General features: G+C 61.4%; 10 protein-coding genes, 2 rRNA genes and 1 pseudogene (1 of these 13 cut by a window edge). 5 read left to right on the forward strand and 8 right to left on the reverse strand.

What is annotated here, in order from left to right:
* Both IPM89_16150 and rrf read left to right on the forward strand, forming a co-directional pair.
* A 23S ribosomal RNA gene (locus IPM89_16150) occupies positions 1–1,482 on the forward strand; it begins 1,404 nt to the left of the window's first position.
* A gap of 61 nt (positions 1,483–1,543) precedes the next feature.
* Positions 1,544–1,659: ribosomal RNA gene (gene rrf, locus IPM89_16155) — 5S ribosomal RNA — on the forward strand.
* A gap of 55 nt (positions 1,660–1,714) precedes the next feature.
* Here the strand turns inward: rrf and IPM89_16160 are convergent.
* A complete protein-coding gene (locus tag IPM89_16160; protein ID QQS54290.1) occupies positions 1,715–2,605 on the reverse strand; it encodes a YihY/virulence factor BrkB family protein in 891 nt (296 codons plus the stop codon).
* A gap of 17 nt (positions 2,606–2,622) precedes the next feature.
* Positions 2,623–6,882, reverse strand: coding sequence for a TIR domain-containing protein (locus IPM89_16165; GenBank protein QQS54291.1), 4,260 nt, complete (start codon positions 6,880–6,882; stop codon positions 2,623–2,625).
* A 156-nt stretch (positions 6,883–7,038) separates the two neighbouring features.
* Here IPM89_16165 and IPM89_16170 point away from each other — a divergent pair, with 156 nt between their 5' ends.
* On the forward strand, positions 7,039–7,479 hold the full coding sequence (locus tag IPM89_16170) for an Hsp20/alpha crystallin family protein (protein QQS54292.1): 441 nt from the start codon (positions 7,039–7,041) through the stop codon (positions 7,477–7,479).
* 98 nt (positions 7,480–7,577) lie between these two features.
* On the opposite strand, the gene ptsP is transcribed toward IPM89_16170, so the two are convergent.
* Positions 7,578–9,848 carry a phosphoenolpyruvate--protein phosphotransferase gene (gene ptsP, locus IPM89_16175; GenBank protein QQS54293.1) on the reverse strand — a complete coding sequence of 757 codons (2,271 nt, stop codon included), beginning with the start codon at positions 9,846–9,848 and terminating at the stop codon, positions 7,578–7,580.
* A gap of 265 nt (positions 9,849–10,113) precedes the next feature.
* Between ptsP and IPM89_16180 the strand changes: the two genes are divergently transcribed.
* Complete coding sequence (locus tag IPM89_16180) at positions 10,114–11,034, forward strand: cation diffusion facilitator family transporter (GenBank protein ID QQS54294.1); 921 nt, start codon at positions 10,114–10,116, stop codon at positions 11,032–11,034.
* 1,942 nt (positions 11,035–12,976) lie between these two features.
* Here the strand turns inward: IPM89_16180 and IPM89_16185 are convergent.
* The 5 genes from IPM89_16185 to coaD form a co-directional block, all read right to left on the reverse strand.
* Complete coding sequence (locus IPM89_16185; GenBank protein ID QQS54295.1) at positions 12,977–13,615, reverse strand: M23 family metallopeptidase; 639 nt, start codon at positions 13,613–13,615, stop codon at positions 12,977–12,979.
* On the reverse strand, positions 13,558–13,932 hold the full coding sequence (locus IPM89_16190; protein QQS54296.1) for a DUF4124 domain-containing protein: 375 nt from the start codon (positions 13,930–13,932) through the stop codon (positions 13,558–13,560). Before IPM89_16190 ends, IPM89_16185 begins: the two co-directional genes overlap by 58 nt.
* 11 nt (positions 13,933–13,943) lie before the next feature.
* Positions 13,944–14,603, reverse strand: a complete 660-nt coding sequence (locus IPM89_16195) for an NAD(P)H-binding protein (GenBank protein QQS54297.1) — start codon at positions 14,601–14,603, stop codon at positions 13,944–13,946.
* 511 nt (positions 14,604–15,114) lie between these two features.
* Positions 15,115–15,366 carry a YfhL family 4Fe-4S dicluster ferredoxin gene (locus IPM89_16200; GenBank protein QQS54298.1) on the reverse strand — a complete coding sequence of 84 codons (252 nt, stop codon included), beginning with the start codon at positions 15,364–15,366 and terminating at the stop codon, positions 15,115–15,117.
* A gap of 117 nt (positions 15,367–15,483) precedes the next feature.
* Entirely contained in the window at positions 15,484–15,972 is a 489-nt protein-coding gene (coaD, locus tag IPM89_16205; protein ID QQS54299.1) for a pantetheine-phosphate adenylyltransferase, read from the reverse strand.
* A gap of 378 nt (positions 15,973–16,350) precedes the next feature.
* On the opposite strand from coaD, the pseudogene IPM89_16210 reads away from it, so the two are divergent.
* Positions 16,351–17,045 (forward strand): annotated as a pseudogene (locus IPM89_16210) (response regulator).
* Positions 17,046–17,438: the final 393 nt, after the last annotated feature.

Raw genomic sequence — 17,438 nt, forward strand, 5'->3', positions numbered from 1 at the left:
ATGGGGGGACGGAGAAGGCTAAGCCAGCCGGCGATTGGTTGTGCCGGTTCAAGCGAGTAGGCAGGCCGACCAGGCAAATCCGGTCAGTCAATGCCGAGACGCGATAACGAGCCCTTTGGGGCGAAGTGGCCCATGCCCAGCTCCCAGGAAAAGCCTCTAAGCTTCAGGTTCGCGCCACCCGTACCCCAAACCGACACAGGTGGGCGAGGAGAGAATCCTCAGGCGCTGGAGAGAACTCGGGTGAAGGAACTCGGCAAACTAGCACCGTAACTTCGGGAGAAGGTGCGCCCGTGGTAGGTGAAGGCCCTCGCGGCTGGAGCCGAAGCGGGCCGCAGTGACCAGGTGGCTGCGACTGTTTACTAAAAACACAGCACTCTGCCAACACGAAAGTGGACGTATAGGGTGTGACGCCTGCCCGGTGCCGGAAGGTTAAGTGATGGGGTCAGCGCAAGCGAAGCTCTTGATCGAAGCCCCGGTAAACGGCGGCCGTAACTATAACGGTCCTAAGGTAGCGAAATTCCTTGTCGGGTAAGTTCCGACCTGCACGAATGGCGTAACGATAGCCACACTGTCTCCACCCGAGACTCCGTGAAATTGAAATCGCTGTGAAGATGCAGCGTACCCGCGGCAAGACGGAAAGACCCCGTGAACCTTTACTACAGCTTTGCACTGAATTTTGAGCCTTCTTGTGTAGGATAGGTGGGAGGCACTGAAGCCGGAACGCCAGTTTCGGTGGAGCCAACCTTGAAATACCACCCTGGAATGCTCGAGATTCTAACCGTGGCCCGTGATCCGGGTCCGGGACCGTGCATGGTGGGTAGTTTGACTGGGGCGGTCTCCTCCCAAAGAGTAACGGAGGAGTGCGATGGTGCCCTCAGCGCGGTCGGAAATCGCGCGTGGCGTGCAAAGGCGAAAGGGCGCTTGACTGCGAGACGGACAGGTCGAGCAGGTGCGAAAGCAGGTCTTAGTGATCCGGTGGTTCTGTATGGAAAGGCCATCGCTCAACGGATAAAAGGTACTCCGGGGATAACAGGCTGATACCGCCCAAGAGTCCATATCGACGGCGGTGTTTGGCACCTCGATGTCGGCTCATCACATCCTGGGGCTGTAGTCGGTCCCAAGGGTATGGCTGTTCGCCATTTAAAGTGGTACGCGAGCTGGGTTTAGAACGTCGTGAGACAGTTCGGTCCCTATCTGCCGCGGGCGTTGGAGATTTGCGGGGCGCTGTTCCTAGTACGAGAGGACCGGAATGGACAGACCTCTGGTGCACCGGTTGTCACGCCAGTGGCATGGCCGGGTAGCTACGTCCGGACGGGATAACCGCTGAAAGCATCTAAGCGGGAAGCCTCCCCCAAGATTAGATCTCCCGAGTCCTTGAGACTCCTAAAGGTCCGTTGAAGACCACGACGTGGATAGGCGGGCGGTGGACGCGCGGCAACGCGTGCAGCCTACCCGTACTAATTGACCGTGCGGCTTGACCCTGCAACACCCAAAGTATGTGGAACCCCCCACCTTCGCAGGCATCGTGCCTTCCCCCTTTTCGCCTGGCGACCTTAGCGCGTGGGAACCACTCGACCCCATCCCGAACTCGATCGTGAAACCGCGCCGCGCCTATGATCGTGTGAGATCTACTCACGCTAAAGTCGGTCATCGCCAGGCAATCTACATCTGAAGCCCCCACTGATAACAGTGGGGGTTTTTTTATGTAATTTTCTCAGGTATGCGGTTGTGTGTCGTCTTGACTGAACTCCGGTAACGACTGTTCGTATTCGGCGATCACCTGTGCGCCCAGCAGGATAATGATGCTAATGGCATACATGGTCATGAGCACGATAATCGCACCCGCTAGTGAGCCGTAGATCATGTTGACCTTCGAAAGATTGGCGAAATACCACACCAGACCGTAGCGGACTCCTTCCCATAACAGAGCGGCGGCGATGCCTCCGATAAGGGCATGTCGCCATGGCAGGCGGCCGGCCGGCATTAGCATATAGATCGAAGTGAGCACGCCGACTTGACTGCAAAAACCGAGTCCATAGAGCAATGTCACGGTCAGATCGCCTAGCGACCAGTGCCAGCCCAACAGTTGGATTTCACCGGTCGCCAGAGTTTGCAGTGCGCCATTTAGCAAAGTCGCTGTTAACAGACCAAACCCCAATAAGACAACGTACAAGTAAGGCAGCAACAACGAAATCAAGGTGTGTCGGATGTGTAGCGCGCGTCGGTGAGCAAAAATCGCCGCCATCGCATTTTCCAGCATGCCAAAGGCCGCCGCGCTGAAAAAAAACAAGGTACCGGCCATGATCCAGCCTAAAGCCCGCCTTTGATCGAGAAATTGTCCGACTTGGCCAAGGATGAGGTCCGATTCGCCGGGTACGAGCTGTTCCAGAAAGCGGCCCAGAGTAGCGAGCAACCAGGTTTTCTCCAACACATTGGATAGAGCGACCAATAACAGGATAAGCAGCGGAATCAGCGATAGTAGCGCGTGATAAGCAACGGCACTGGCCAGCAAGGTCCCTCGATTGGCCTGAAAATGGCGCAATACTCTTGCGAGGAACGCGAGAGGATGACGGAGAATGATGTGGGCAGGATGAGGAGGTTGCATGGATAGCTGGGCCAGGTTCAGTGGGAAGCGAGATATTCCAGCAAGAGCTGGATTTCCGCCGCATACTGGTAGTGTAATTCCGGGTCGGCGGCTAACTCGGGATCGCGAGAACCCGCTAGAATAGCCTGCAGTTTTTCGATCAACAGCCTACCGGTCGACGGAACATTGGGGCTGGCCGCAATCTGGTCCAGCTTGGTGGCGAGCGCGCTGGCGTCGCCGGCTTGAATGGCATGACCAACCTGAGTGCACAAGCGGGTGCCGGGGTTGGTGTTTTCGCCACCCGCTTGCCGGTACGCGAGATATTTCTGGATGGCTTGCCGACGCGCTTGATCGGCTACATTGGGGTTTTGAACCGCCTGACCAAGGTCGCGCAAACCGCGGCGGATCGCCCAGTTGCGGGCCGTGGGACTTTCAGGCAGGTTACATTCGCTGGCTCGGTATAGTTCCTGACGGGCTTCGTCGTGTCGCCGCAACTGGATCAGTATGTTCGCCAGCTTGTTGCGGCTGGCTTCCTCGCTGTGACCATCGCCCAACTCCCGGTAAAGTTCCGCCATCCGGCGATAGGATAAGGCCGCCGGCTCAAGTTGGTTGAGCACCTGATGCAAGTGGCCCAGCTCACCCAGCGTTTCAGCGATCCCGCTCCGGTTACGCTGCTGCTCGTATAGGTAAAGGGCCTGCTGACAGGCATGAAGCGCCGCTTCGATCTCGCGATTCATTTTCCGGGCCAGACCGAGTTGCCGCCAAGCCTGCGCCGCGCCTTCCGGTTCGCCCAGCGCTTCGAATGTCCGTCGGGCGGTGTCGTAAAGCTTTGCGGCTTCGGCATAATGCCCCTGCCGCTGACGCACCAGGCCGAGTTGCATGTTGTTGGTCGCGAAGGTTGCATTGTTGGGGTTGGGTCCAGCGTGCGCCAGAGCGGCCTCATAGGCATCGACGGCTTCCTGCAAGCGTCGTAAATAGGTCAGGCAATCGCCGTTTTCGGCATCGGCGACCGCGGCCATGCGGCTGGCGTTGTCGTTGCCGGCATCCGCCAGCGTCTGGAACAGTTGGCGAGCGGTGCTCAGTTCCCGCGAGGCGGGTTCGGCGGCCTCGGCCAGCTTCAGCAGCTTGCCCAGTTGAAAATGCGCGCGAGCCAGATCGTAGCCGGCGCCGGCGTAGGCATCGGCGCCAGCATCCTGGCAGAAACGCAGCATTCGCCTCGCCGCTTGCAGGGCGTCTTCCAGCGCTCCATCGTTGCGCAGCCGTTCGACGTTCAAACGCTCGGTTTCAAAGCGAGCCCGGCTCCAGCCGAGCAGCGCTTGGCCGGCCCGTTCACGGGCGGTCACGACTTCGGCCAGTGTGGCGGGGAAGCCGAGATCGGCCAGCATGTGCTCCAGTTGAACCGCCATCCGAGCGACTCGTTCGTGAGCAGCGTGCTGGATATGATCGCGCAGTAAAGCGAGTAAATTGGGCAGTTCCAGCCGTAATAACCGGGTTGCGCGGGCGTTATCCTTGAAATACTGCTGATAGAGAACCGCTAGCAGCCGTTCCATGCCGGCGCGCCAGCGTTCGTGCCAGACCGTGCGCTGATCCGGGCTCAACTGGCGGGTCAGGTAGTGGGCTAGCGCGGGATCGAAGCGCAGGTGGCCGTAGCCTTGGTCTTCAGCCAGGCCCAGCTCGATGATTCGTGCACAGAGAGTATCGGTGGCCAGCGTATCGGAGCTAATGGCATGCCCCAAGGCGATACGGTTGATACCCTCCCTGCAAAATGCGAGAACCGCTAATTGTTCCCGGTCTTGGCTGGAGAGCCGGCGCAAGGTGAGTTCCAGGCTCAGGTAGAGCGGCCATTGTGGGTCGTCGTTGTGAATGCGCAACAATTCGATCCGCAGCGGGTGCAGTAGCTTGAAGACCGCGCCCACGCCCAGGATGCCGATTTCATGTGTCAGGCAGCGTAAGGCGCCCGGATGCCCCCCGGCTAGTGCGGCGACATCGCGCAACTGTCGAAAACTCTCGCCGCTATCGGTGTTCGGCGGCATTTCCCGTGCTTCGATCAGCATCTGACCGATCATGGCAATGGCATCACTTTCGTTCAGCGGACTCAGTATCGTTTCCGTCCAGGGCTGGGCGAAGGAGGGTGGGCCAATTCGGCCAAGCCCCAATAGACGCAGGTCGGGCCAGTCGTCCAGCAACTGCTTCCAGAATTGATCGAAGGCTGCATCCTGCTCCGAGGGCCACCGCTCCAACTGGTCGAGCACGATCAGGGTCGGTTCCGTGTGCAATGTTTGCCGGAGGTAGTCCAGCGCTTGCCACTGGGTGGGGTAGCGCACGACCGACCAGTGCTTACCTTCTGGGAGCAATTGTCGGCCCAAGGTTTCCAGCAGTGTGCGAGTATCGTCGACATCGCTGGCACGGATGTAGGCGATATGGCGGTAGCGGTCGCATCGTGCCTGCCAGTTGGCCAAGGCTACCGCGGCGGTGGTCTTGCCGCTGCCACCGGGTCCGCGCAGGAAGACGCTGGTGTGGGTTTCGAACAGTCGTTCCAGAATCAGCAGATCGCGCCCGCGCCCGATACAGCCGACCGCGGAAAGATCGGGCAATGACTCCGGTGGGTCGGGTCGGGGTCGGTCGAGCAGCCGGCGCCAAAGATCCAACGGGGGGCGCACGGTGAGCCGGGGGTCGTGCTGACCTAGATAAAGGGCACAAGTCGGCCAGTCCTGCAAATAAACCCCGCCGCCGCCCAAGCCGACGGTGCGGTAGCTATCGCTGGCTAGCTGGCGATGGCCGGCGAACATGGCTTGGCTGATCCGGGAACCCCGTAGTAGTTCTTCGTAGAATGCCGCCCAGAACCGGCATAGGGTCTCCATCGGCGTGCTGGGATGTACGGTAATCGTGGCCGCGATACCCGCCGCTAGCAGGGCGGAGACCAGCTCGGACACGGCGGCGGAGCCCGTACTGTCTCTGGAACAGGCCAGAACGACCAGGCGGATGCGGTAGGTAGCCAGCAGGGACGCCAGTGCTGACGCCGGGACAAAGTGGGTGTCACGACAAAGCGGTGCATACAGGTCATGACTGACCTCGAATCCGAACACGGCCACATTCTGATCGGGGTCGTGGCGGAGATAGCCATTCAGATGCAGGGCGGCGAAGGGTCGCCCGGCGGACCAGGCATCGTTCAGCCGCTTTTCCAGCATCGCAAGCGTCGGTGGGTTGAGCAGTTGCAGCTCCATCAAGCCACCGAGATTGCCGAGCGCTTCCAGTAGCGGCAGGGTATGACGGCGGTAATCGGGGTGGCCGCTCGGCTCAATGTCGGGGCGTGGGCTGATCGCCAGGATGCGCAGCGGTGGGGGAGCCGGCGAAAAAGAGTCGCCGCCGCCGGAGATCTGGCGCTGGAACTGGATCGGTTGCTTGCCTTGGAGTAGAAAGCCGGCCTCGTCGCGCAGCAATTCCCAAGGCAGGCCGAGCACCGCCGCGGCGGTTGCCGGAGCGGCTTCCGTTCGCACCACCAAGCGGCGGTCGCGAGCATCCGGATCGTCGCGCCAAGCCGCCACCAAGCCCCGCAAATCCGGCGCGCCGAGGGTGGCCTGGTAGAGGGCGCGGCCCCAGGACGCCAAGAAGACATCGGCGTGGCGGGCAAGCTGGCGAACGGTATCGATTGGCCAGCAGAGGTGGTCTTGTAGGTACCAACGCAGAATTCGTGGGTCGGGTGGCCGGGGTAGCGGACCGATGTTCGTGCTCACGATGGTCGGGGTTCGCAAGGGATGATGGTTGAGCCTTGCGGCGAGCCGCCAGCCATCGGGAGCCATCGGATTGCTCTGACTAAAAGTGAGTTCCAGTTCCACCGGCGATGAGCGAGTGCGATCGGTGGCGGTTTCGCCGGGAAGCGGCTCGCCCAGCGCCGTCAGCAGGCCTGGCATCACGACGCCCAGCCCTTCGGTGGATAATTGAACTGGGGCGGTTCGCGGTGGCGGGGTAAACCAGTGGTTGAGGATGCTGAGGTCAACGCCGGGCAGCAATAGGGGAATGACCCGATAGCTACTCGCGCGCCGCCGTTCCGTTTCCTGCGCGATCTCGATCTCCCGGCGCAACCAGGCCGGGGCGCCGGTGTTGAGGCTGAGCACCACGATGACTTGGCGAGCCTGCTCGATGGCCCAGCGGATCCCGGGCGCCAGCCGTTCGCCGCCGCGCAGGCCGTGGGTATCGCGCCAGATGTTCAGGCGGTAGGTTTCCAGGGCCAGGGCCAGGTCCTGGGCGAAGGCGGCATCGGCATGGGCATGGCAGATAAAGATGGAGGCGGTGGCCATCGTGCGACTCCGGAAAGGTGTCGGATCCACTGAGGATGTTAGCGCAAAAATACCCCCATGGAACTCTTGAAAAGCGTGGGTTTAACCCCATCTTAACGGTAACAGTAAGGGGCGTTTGATAAAACGCCGAAACCCCAACATAGAGGAGGTTTGACCATGGCTCTGATGCGCTATGAACCTTTCAATCTGTTGAACCAGTTGCAGCGGGAAATGAACCGGCTGCTGGATGTTGGTCGCTTGGGCGATGAGGAGTCCGGTAATGTTTTGGCTGACTGGGCGCCAGCGGTGGATATCAAGGAAGAGCCGAATCAGTTCATCATCCACGCTGATCTGCCGGGTGTCGAGAGCAAGGATATCGAGATCACCCTGGAAAATGGGGTTCTGACCCTGAAAGGCCAGCGGAGCGCCGAGAAGAAGGAAGAAACCGAGCAGTATCGCCGGGTCGAGCGAGTGCGCGGAACCTTCCTGCGGCGGTTCTCGCTGCCGGATGTGGCCGATGCCGACAAGGTGAGCGCCAAGTGCAAGGATGGCGTGCTGGAGGTGATCGTGCTCAAGCGCGAAGCGGCGCAACCGCGACGGATCGCCATCGAAAGCTGATTCGATCACCACGGGGTGTGGGGGCATGCTCCGTTTCGGTGGATAGTGCGAACAGCGCGGGCTTCGGCCCGCGCTGTCGTTTTGCGCGGTGGACGCGATCAATGGATCTCGTGCACGATTTCGCCCAGGCCCGCGCGCCGGAGAGCGTCGTTGAGCAGCCGGCGTACCTGCCGGACGGTATCCAGTTGCAGTGCCTGCCGTGCCAGTTCCCGCGTTTCGGCCTGGGTGAAGCTGCGAATCGCCCACTTGACCCGCGGCAGGCTGACGGTGCTGGCGCTCAGGCTATCCGCGCCCATCCCCAGCAGCAGCACCGCCGAACCGGGGTCGGCCGCCATCTCTCCGCATAAATTGACCAATCGATCGGCGCGATGCCCCTCTTCGATAATATAAGCGATGGTTTTCAGCATCGCCGGGTGCAGGTTGTCGTATAAACCGGCGACATGGGCGTTGTCGCGATCCACCGCCAGCAGATACTGGGTCAGATCGTTGGTGCCGACCGATAGGAAGTCCACCTTCCGCGCCAGTTGCGCGGTCTGCCAGGCAGCGGACGGCACTTCGATCATCACCCCGATCGGGGGGCGCGTCGCTGGCCAGCCTTCTTCCCGCAATTCCCGATGGGCCTGGTCCAGCAGTCGCAGCGCCTCCTCCACTTCTTCGACGGTGGTGATCATCGGGAACAGGATGCGCAAATTGTTGGATTCGGCGTTGGCGCGCAGCATGGCGCGCAACTGCGTCAGAAAAATCTCCGGGTGATCGAGGGTGAAGCGCATCCCGCGCCAGCCGAGGAAGGGATTCTTTTCCTCGATCGAGAAATAGGGCAGGATCTTGTCGCCGCCGATATCCAGGGTGCGCATGACCACCGGTCGCGGCGTGAGGGCGGCCAGCATTTGCCGGTAGATCTGGTACTGCTCGTCCTCGCTGGGGAACGACTCGCGCACCATGAAGGCGAATTCGGTGCGGTACAGGCCGATGCCCTCGGCGCCGCTGTCGCGGACGGTGGCGATGTCGGTCAGCAGCCCGGCCTTGGCGTACAACGACAGCGGATGACCGTCACGGGTGACGGCCGGTTGGTCGCGCAAGGCGTTCAGCTCGGCCGACAGTTCGGCCTCGGTGGCGATCAGTTGCCGGTATTCCTCGCACACCGCCGGGTCCGGTTCGATGTAAATCCGGCCCTGATAGCCGTCCACGATGATGGTGCAACCCTCGTAGCGGCCGATCGGCCGGTCGCCCAGGCCCATGACCGCCGGGATGCCGATCGCCCGGGCCAGAATGGCGACATGGGACAACGCCGAACCGCGCAGACAGACCAGACCGGCCAGTCGTTCCGGCGGCACCGCCGCCAGGTGCGCCACGCTCATTTCCTCGGCCACCAGCACGCAGCGCTCGGCGGTGGGTTCGGTTTGCCGGCCCGGACCCGCGCGCAGATGATGCAGCACCCGCCGGCCCAGGTCGCGGATATCCTCGGCGCGGGCGCTGAGGTAGGGATCCTCGGCCCGTTCCAGCAGCCGGACCCTGGCCAGCACCGCGTCGCGCCAGGCGGCCGGCGCCCAACGGCCGGTCTGGAGGATGCCGGCCAGGGTGTCGCCGATCAGGCTGTCGCTGCCTAGCATCATTCGGTGGACGGTGAACAAGGCCTGTTCGGTCGGTGGCAACAGCGGCGACAGTCGTTCGCAAGCGCCGCGCAGCTCGTCATCGACGGCGGCGATGGCGGCCCGAAACGCCGCCTCCTCGGCGACGGGATCGAGCGCCGGATGATCGGGAACGTCGTCGAGTTCGGCCAGCAGGTGCGGGATGGTCACGATGCCCATCGCCACGCCCGGCGCGCCGGCGATGCCTTGCAGGGCGCGGGTGCCGGTTGCCAGCGGGTTGAGCAGTTCCTGAGTGGCGCCGCTGAGAATGGCGTGATTGAGGGTGCTGGCCAGTTGGGCGGCGATGGTGACCAGGAAATCCACCTCGGCGGGTTGGAACTGGCGGGAGACAGTATGCTGGATGGTCAGCACACCCAGTACTCGGCGATATTGAATCAGCGGTACGCCGAGGAAAGCGTGATAGTCCTCTTTGTCCACGTCCTGGACCTGATAGAACCGGGGATGGCGGGCCGCGTCTTCCAGGTTCAGCGGCTCCTGGCGTTCGGCCACCAGCCCGATCAGTCCTTGCTGGCGGTTCAAGCGCACCCGGCCAACGGCCTGCGGATTCAGGCCGGCGGTGGCCATCAGCACGTACTCGCGATTGTCTTCGTCGGCCAGATAGAGAGTGCAGGCGGCGACGTGCATCGCATCCCGAATCTGATTGACCGTGATCGCCAGCGCGCTGGGCAAATCCGGCGCGGCGCTGACATCCTGAACGATACGGCGCAGAGTTTCGAGCATGTGGCGGGATTCCTTCCGGCTGGAAACGGTTCGAAGCATGAGGGACGCCACCACAATGGACTGCGATAGCGCGAGGTAAGCAAACGTTATGACGTGGTGATTCAAGATGTTGACGGCTCCATGAGATGCGCGATCGCGAAGGTTCCGGGGTGGGTGAGTACACCTTATACGACTAAGGTTACCAATGCCCCCAAGAGTTCGCGCCGCGCGTCGGCCGGAAGCCCGTTAGAATAGATCGTTTTCGAATGACCGGGAATGAAGGCTTATGCACGATGAAACGCCATTGACCGCCGATCCGGCCCAAACCGCCCGCTTGATGCGGCGGGCGACTTACGCTTCGGTGTTTACCGCCACGATGTTGATCGTCGGCAAGCTGGTGGCGGCGTTGTTGACCGGCTCGGTCAGCGTACTGGCGTCGCTGATGGATTCGATGATGGACGTGGCGGCGTCGATCATCAACCTGCTGGCGGTACATTACTCCCTGCAACCCCCCGATCGCGAGCACCGGTTCGGTCACGGCAAGGCGGAACCGCTGGCGGGGCTGGTGCAGGCGGCCTTCATCGCCGGTTCGGCGGTGTTTCTGATCCTGCATGCGGTGGATCGCCTGCTACACCCACAGCCGATCAGGGACGCCCTGATCGGTGTTGGCGTGTTGTTATTCGCCATGGTTGCCACCGGAGCGCTGTTGCTGTTCCAGCGCTACGTGATCCGTCACACGCAGTCCACGGCGATCCGCGCCGATGCGCTGCACTACGCCACCGATCTGCTCACCAACGCCGCCACCATCGTGGCGCTGGGACTGGCGATGTTGGGTTGGCCAAGCATGGATCCGATATTCGCGATCGGTATCGCGCTGTACATTCTTTACAGCGCCGGGCATATCGGTTACGAATCCATTCAATTACTGATGGATCACGAATTGCCTCCCGAGGTGCACGCCCGGATCAAGGAGATCATTCGTGCCCATCCGCAGGTGCGCGGCATGCATGAGGTACGCACCCGCCGCTCCGGGCAAACCTACTTTATCCAATTGCATCTGATGATGGACGATCATCTGCCCCTGGTGGAAGCGCATCGGGTGGCCGACGAGGTGGAGGCCACCTTGTTGGCGGTGTTTCCCAACGCCGATGTGCTGATTCACGAGGACCCGAGCAGCGAGTCCCCGCCGCAGCCGCTATCGGGGTGAGAGGGCGCTCGCTGATCGGCGGACGATGCGTCAGGGGCTGCGCCGACGGCAGATGCACGGTCAACTGCTCAAACGGGATGGTCCAGTCGTATTGGTTGCAGGCGCTGACGGTGGTGCGTTGCAGGAAGCGGCGAATCGGCCAGTAGCTTTCGGCTCCGGCACCAGTAAACACCCCAACGATCAACAGGTTGAGCGAGGACGCCGCCGCTTCGTTGAATTCCACCAGCAGATCCTTGAGGTGAGGACGGAACGGCTGCTGTTCCAGGTGTTCTTCGAGATACGCGCGCAACCGGGGCACGATTTCGCTCAGGATTTCGCCCTGATGACGGTAGTCCAGCCCGAAGATGACGGGTACCGCAAAGCCTTCCAGCGACAGATTGCGCGGGTTCTTGCCGAGATAATCGGCGACCGTAAAGGTCTTGACCGCTCCGATGACCTGTAGCTGCACCACCTCGGGGGTCTGTACCAGCACCTTGCCGTAGATGTCGCCATCCAGAATGACGATGTCGTTCTCCCGGCTGGGAAACCAGGATTCCTCCGGCGCATGAAGACGCGACTGCAAATCGACCAGCCGGTCGAGCGGCAAACGCAGGGTGCCGCCGCGCAGCAGTGGGTTATGCAGGGTCGAATAGACATTCAGCGAGGTGATCCGCCAAGGCACGCCGGCATACACGATCCGTTCGCCTTCCCGGACGCTGCCCATGCCGAGCAGGATGCGGATTTCCGCCATGTAGCGCGGCAGCGATTGCCGCAGGCCCCATAGAATGCCGATCGCCAACAGAATCAGCAGGCCAAGCAGCAGCCAATCGCCTTGAGTGTATAGGATGAGGGTGGATGCGAAAAAAGCCAGCATCAAGGTGAGTGCCTTGAAGGATAGCGCGGTTACCCGCGCCAGCCGGCGTGTTTTCCGTTGGCGACCCCGGCCAGTGATTCGGCCGACCAGTCGGCCGAATCCGCTCAATACCAGATAGGTCAGTATGAAACCGCCGAGCGCCAGTACCAGATTGAGGCCTCGGCCGCTGGCGAATTCCTGAAGCGTGAGAGTGAGTCTCTGGTTGCTTCGTTCGCTTGGCGTCGTCAGTCGTTCGAGTTGGGCATTGATGCGCTGCAAGCGGCTCGCGGTTTCCTCGCGATGATCTCGCCACCGCTCCAGCGTCGCTTGCAACGCCTTTTTTACGGGGGGTTCCTTCACCATCGCCAGGGTTTGCTCGATATGAGCGATGGCCTCGTCGGTGGTTTGCAGCCGGTTCTCATACAAGGTCCGCTCGCTGCGCAGGCGTTCGATCATCCGCGGCCGTTCGGTCAGTCGCTTCAGTTCGTCGAGTAGGGGTCGAATCACGTCCTCGATTTCCTGTTGCCAGTCGAAGGTGGTCTCGGTTGCTTGTTGGAGTTCGGCGCTACTGGAGCCGCCGGTGGCAATTTCCTCGAACGAGGCCTTTAACTCCTTCAGCCGACTGGAGGTCTGTGCCACTTGCTCGTTCAGTTGCTGCGCTTCGGCGGGGGCTGGGGTGCGTTTCAATTGCCGGTTCAGATCAGCGCGATCGTTCTCGACTTCCTGGATAGTGTCGAGCAATGTCCGTAACTGCTCTTCCTGTGATGGAGCGGCGACGGTGGGTTGCGCTTGCGTTGCGGGGGTGGTGTCCGGGGGGGGTGGCCGGCTGGGCGTGCAGGCTCTGTGTCAGTAATCCAAGAACCAAAAGGATTAGCCAGCGAAAGGACATGGGATTCCTCCTTAAGTGAGATTTGAACGAACAAAAACGATCGGCTGGACCTGGGTTCCGGCCGCCGGCTGATAACCGGGAATGCCGTCAGGTAGGGTCGTGCCCGACGTGAGGGGTCGCGTGGATGGAGACCGGGAAGAAGCCATGGCGTGGGCGACGCGCGCCCGTTTTGAAACACTCCGAGCCCCTGGAGACAAGACGGAAAAGGGACGACATGCGGCTCAGTACGCTGTCAGCGACATGCCAGCGACCGGGGTGATTCCTTGTCCGTCGGACCCGGCGAACTCGAAGGGGATCGAGACCAGTTCCATCTCCGCGTTGCGCTGGACCGCGAAGTGCAGGTGTGGGCCGGTGGAAAAGCCGGTGTTACCGGAGTTGGCCAACCAAGTGCCACGTTGCACCCGTTGCCCCGGCGCCACCTGGATCGAATCGGGATGCAAGTGAGCGTATATCGCCATGGTGCCGTCGTCGTGCAGGACGCGCACCGCATTGGCTCGGCTTTGATATTTCGGGTCGGTGCCACCATCGAAGAAATCGCCGGCCACTTCCATGATGACTCCGGCTCGCGCGGCGCGCACCGGAGTGCCCAGCGGTAGGCTGATGTCCACCGCGTAACGGCTTTGCGGGTGTTGGTGGCTAAAGCCGCCGTCGAATGCCTGGCTGACGCGGAACCGTTGCCCTGGCGCGAACGGTGGCGCGTAGGGTTGCTCGGGTCGATGCTTGGCGGTGGGGTCGCCCAGCACCGCCCGTACTCGATAACCGTAGCTCCAGCGTGCACCCGTCGGTTTGAGTGCGACCACCGTCAGTTCCATGCGGGCCGGGACGACCACCCGCACCGGCAACGGTGGCTCGGCGCGCATGTTTTCAGTGCTTCGGCGCTGATTTCCACCTCCACCGGGCCGTAATAGTCGTTGACCGCCGCCAGCACCGGCGTTTCCGGGGTGCCGCGGTTACGGATGCTGATCCTGGCCGGTAGATCGCGAACCGCCAACTGACTGATCTCGACCGGCACATCGGTGGCGGGCGGCCGGTCGGTGAACGACCAGGCGCCGTTGGCATCCTGATATTTGTAGAGTTTTTTACCCAGTGCTGGTTGCGATTCCAGCAAGGCGAGCAAGGCCAGCAACGCGATCGCCGTCGGACCCGGTGCTTGGAAGCTTGTTCGCGCGATAACCATTCGGATCGTGGTCAGGGGGTGAAATGGTGGATGTGTACGCCTTCCTGGCCGCTTTTGGCCAGTTCGACCATTTTGGCGGCGACGGTTTCCGCCGGCACCGGCCGGTAACGGCTGAACGGTCCCCACAGGAGAGGTGTCCAGAGCGGCGCCAGTCGTTGGCTCCAGTCTTCGACCGGCCGGGCTTCACGGTGTTCGCCCAACAGCAGTGAAGGGCGCAGCAGGTGAACGGTCTTGAACGGCAATTCGCTGACCGCCGCTTCGGCTCGGCCCTTGACCCGATTGTAGAAAACCGGCGAACTGGGGTCGGCGCCGACCGCCGAGACCAGCACGAAGCAGGGTACGCCGTGCGCCGCCGCCAACCGGGCCAGTTCGGCGACGTAAATGTGGTCGACCTTGGCGAACGCTTCCGGCGAACCGGCCGCCCGGTGGGTGGTACCCAGGCAGCACAGGACGACATCGGCGTCGATGGCGCCGGCGTGATCGCGCAGTTGGTCGAAATCCACGAGGTGTACGGTGAGTTTCGGGTGGGTTTGTTCCATCGGATGGCGAGCGAAGATCGTGACCTGGCCAATGTCGTCGTCCGCCAGCAATTGGGTCAAACAATGCCCTCCGACCAGGCCGGTCGCTCCCACCAGCAGGACGCGGATTGCCGATTGTCGTTGTTCCCCCATGTTGGTGCTCCCGATCTTGGCAACTGGATTCTTGTCGCTGAATGTTTGACGCGAGATCCGGTGTTGGCCGGATTTCGAACTATTCGCTGGATACCTGTTAAAGCATAGTCGTCGTTTGGCTTTTCCCAAATCGCGCGAGCGATCGGCATCCACTGCCACCGACCAGGAGCAAGCCGCGCGACTGATGAGAAATCGGTCGGAATGATACCGAATGCGTGAATCTCCGTCGCCGAAGGGTCTATTCCATGGCGGAGAACGCCGAATTCCAGACTGTGCCGTGGGCGAGGCGCGTTACCGGTGTACGAGCGCGCATGGTGGCGGCTTAAGACCAAGGGCGGAACATTGCTCCGCCCTCAATCAAAGCGCGGCACATGTTGAAATGGGGTTTGGCGACTATCGGATCAAAGCGCTTGGCATCGATTGGTCGAGCGATCCCAACTCACCACCCCCGGAACCGTGTGCCGGGGGACCTACCTACCAGGGCGGCTAAGGCCACCCATGGATCAGTTTCTCAAGCCGTGCTGGTCAGCTTCTCGTACTTGGTTTGCAGTTGCTCATCGGTTTCGGCATGGTTTAGGTCCGGAATGATGCAGTCCACCGGACAGACTTCGATGCATTGTGGTGTGTCGAAGTGGCCCACGCACTGGGTGCAGCGGCTCGGGTCGATCTCGTAGATTTCTTCGCCCTGATAGATCGCTTCGTTTGGGCACTCGGGCTCGCACACGTCGCAGTTGATGCATTCGTCGGTGATCATCAGTGCCATGGCTGGCTCCTCGGTTTCTATCTTGTGAATTCACGGCCGGTTCGCGGCACCGGCAAAGGCAACTCAAGCCCGTCCGAGCGGGAGCGGCCAGGCTGAATTTCCGAGTATTTTACTCAATTAATGGCGCAAGGCGAATTTTGCCGCCAGCGCCGCCTCCACCTTGGGGTGGACGAACGGCGCGATGTTCCCACCCAGCTTGGCGACTTCGCGCACCAGACTGGAGGAGACGAAGGCGTATTGCTCGGCGGGGGTCAAGAAAATGGATTCGATCTGGGGGTTCAGGCGGCGGTTCATGCTGGCCAACTGAAATTCGAATTCGAAATCGGACACCGCGCGCAGGCCACGCATGATGACGTTGGCGCCGACGCTCTTGGCGTAATTCACCAGAAGAATGTCGAAACCGCGCACCTCGACGTGGGGTAGGTGCGATACCACCTCGTTTACCAGCGCCACCCGCTCCTCCAGTGAGAACAGCGGCTGCTTGTTGGGATTGGCGGCGACGCTGACAATGAGCCGCTCGAACATGCGTGCGCCACGATCGATCAGATCGGCGTGACCATTGGTGATGGGATCGAAAGTGCCCGGATAGATGGCGACGACGGACATGGGCGTTTCCTGGGTGCGAGGGTTGCGCCGATTATCGGAAAAGCCAAGCGGCAAGGCAACCGGACCTGGAAGCTTGTCGGACATGGGGGCGAAGCCGGGGTAGAATTCCTGAAAGGTGTTCGAGCCTGGAGCGAGGGGAGGAGACGCTGAAAAGCGCACGACGACTCGCGTGCCTGGGGTTCAACTTAAAGCGTCCATGTCGGTTGAATGATTGTGTTATTGCGTTCTGATAGCCCAATAAACCGAGAGGAAATCAGGTAAATGCGATTGATTTGGACCCCAAAAAATCCTTCTGTCGCCCTGATGCCGTTATTTTTGGATCGTGTGTATGTTATTTGATGCGTTAATTCGACAGGCTCCTGATTTTATCGATGGGTCATGAACGTCGCCACCTCTAAAACAGTGCTCATCGTGGAGGACGAGATCCCCCTCGGGGATGTGCTTGAAGAATACTTGCGGGCCTCGGCCTTCGCGGTTGACCGGATTGCGGACGGCAATGCTGTCGTTCCCCATGTGCGCAAGCGTCCTCCGGACCTGCTCTTGCTGGACTTGATGCTGCCCGGGCGCGATGGCCTGGATATCTGTCGAGATCTGCGTGGCTTCACTTCCGTACCCATCATCATGGTCACCGCCCGGGTAGAGGAGATCGATCGCCTCCTCGGCCTCGAGCTGGGCGCGGACGACTACATCTGCAAGCCATTCGCCCCGCGGGAGGTGGTCGCGCGGGTCAAGGCGCAGTTGCGCCGGGTCGATCTGTTGACCCATCCACAGATGGAAGTTCAGGAGCACGGACTGTACCTGGACGCTGACAGGTTCGAAGCGCGCATGGGCGAGCGGGCGCTGCGCCTCACCGCGGTGGAGTTCCGGTTGCTCGATACCCTGTGCCGCCATCCCGGTCGCATTTTTCCCGCACCCGATTGATCGACAATCTGTACAGCGACCAACGTATCGTGACCGAAAGGACAGTCGATACGCATGTCAAGAATTTGCGCCGGAAGCTGGCGACTGAGTTCGACGGTCGGCAGTTCATCCAGTCGGTCTACGGCGTGGGTTACCGCTTCGAGCCCGAGTAATCCGGACATCGTCCGGATACCGGGGCAGACTCGCGGCGGGATGGAGAAGGTATCGACCTCAATCCCTCCGGCCCGAACGAGGTGGGCCGTCCGGTGGGCCACCTTCGGGTGCGCATGCCCGCGTATCCAGTCCAGGCGGTGTGATACAGATGCCCTTCACAAGGTCATTCCCACGGCCGGAAAAACTGCAAACGGCGTTTTCCTGCTGGCCTTCACAGGCCTGCAGGGCCTCGGGCGGGGGTTGAGGGGGGCGTCTGCCTCCGCGATTATCGGGCTGCGCGCTCGAAAGCGGCGCGGCGGCGCAGAGCAGGAGAAACAGGGGTATTGACAGAATGGCTCGATGTCGTGGCATGTGAGGCTCCTTGATCTCGTTGACGTTGAAGTGCCGACAGT

This window comes from Candidatus Competibacteraceae bacterium (assembly GCA_016699715.1).
GTDB lineage: Bacteria > Pseudomonadota > Gammaproteobacteria > Competibacterales > Competibacteraceae > Competibacter.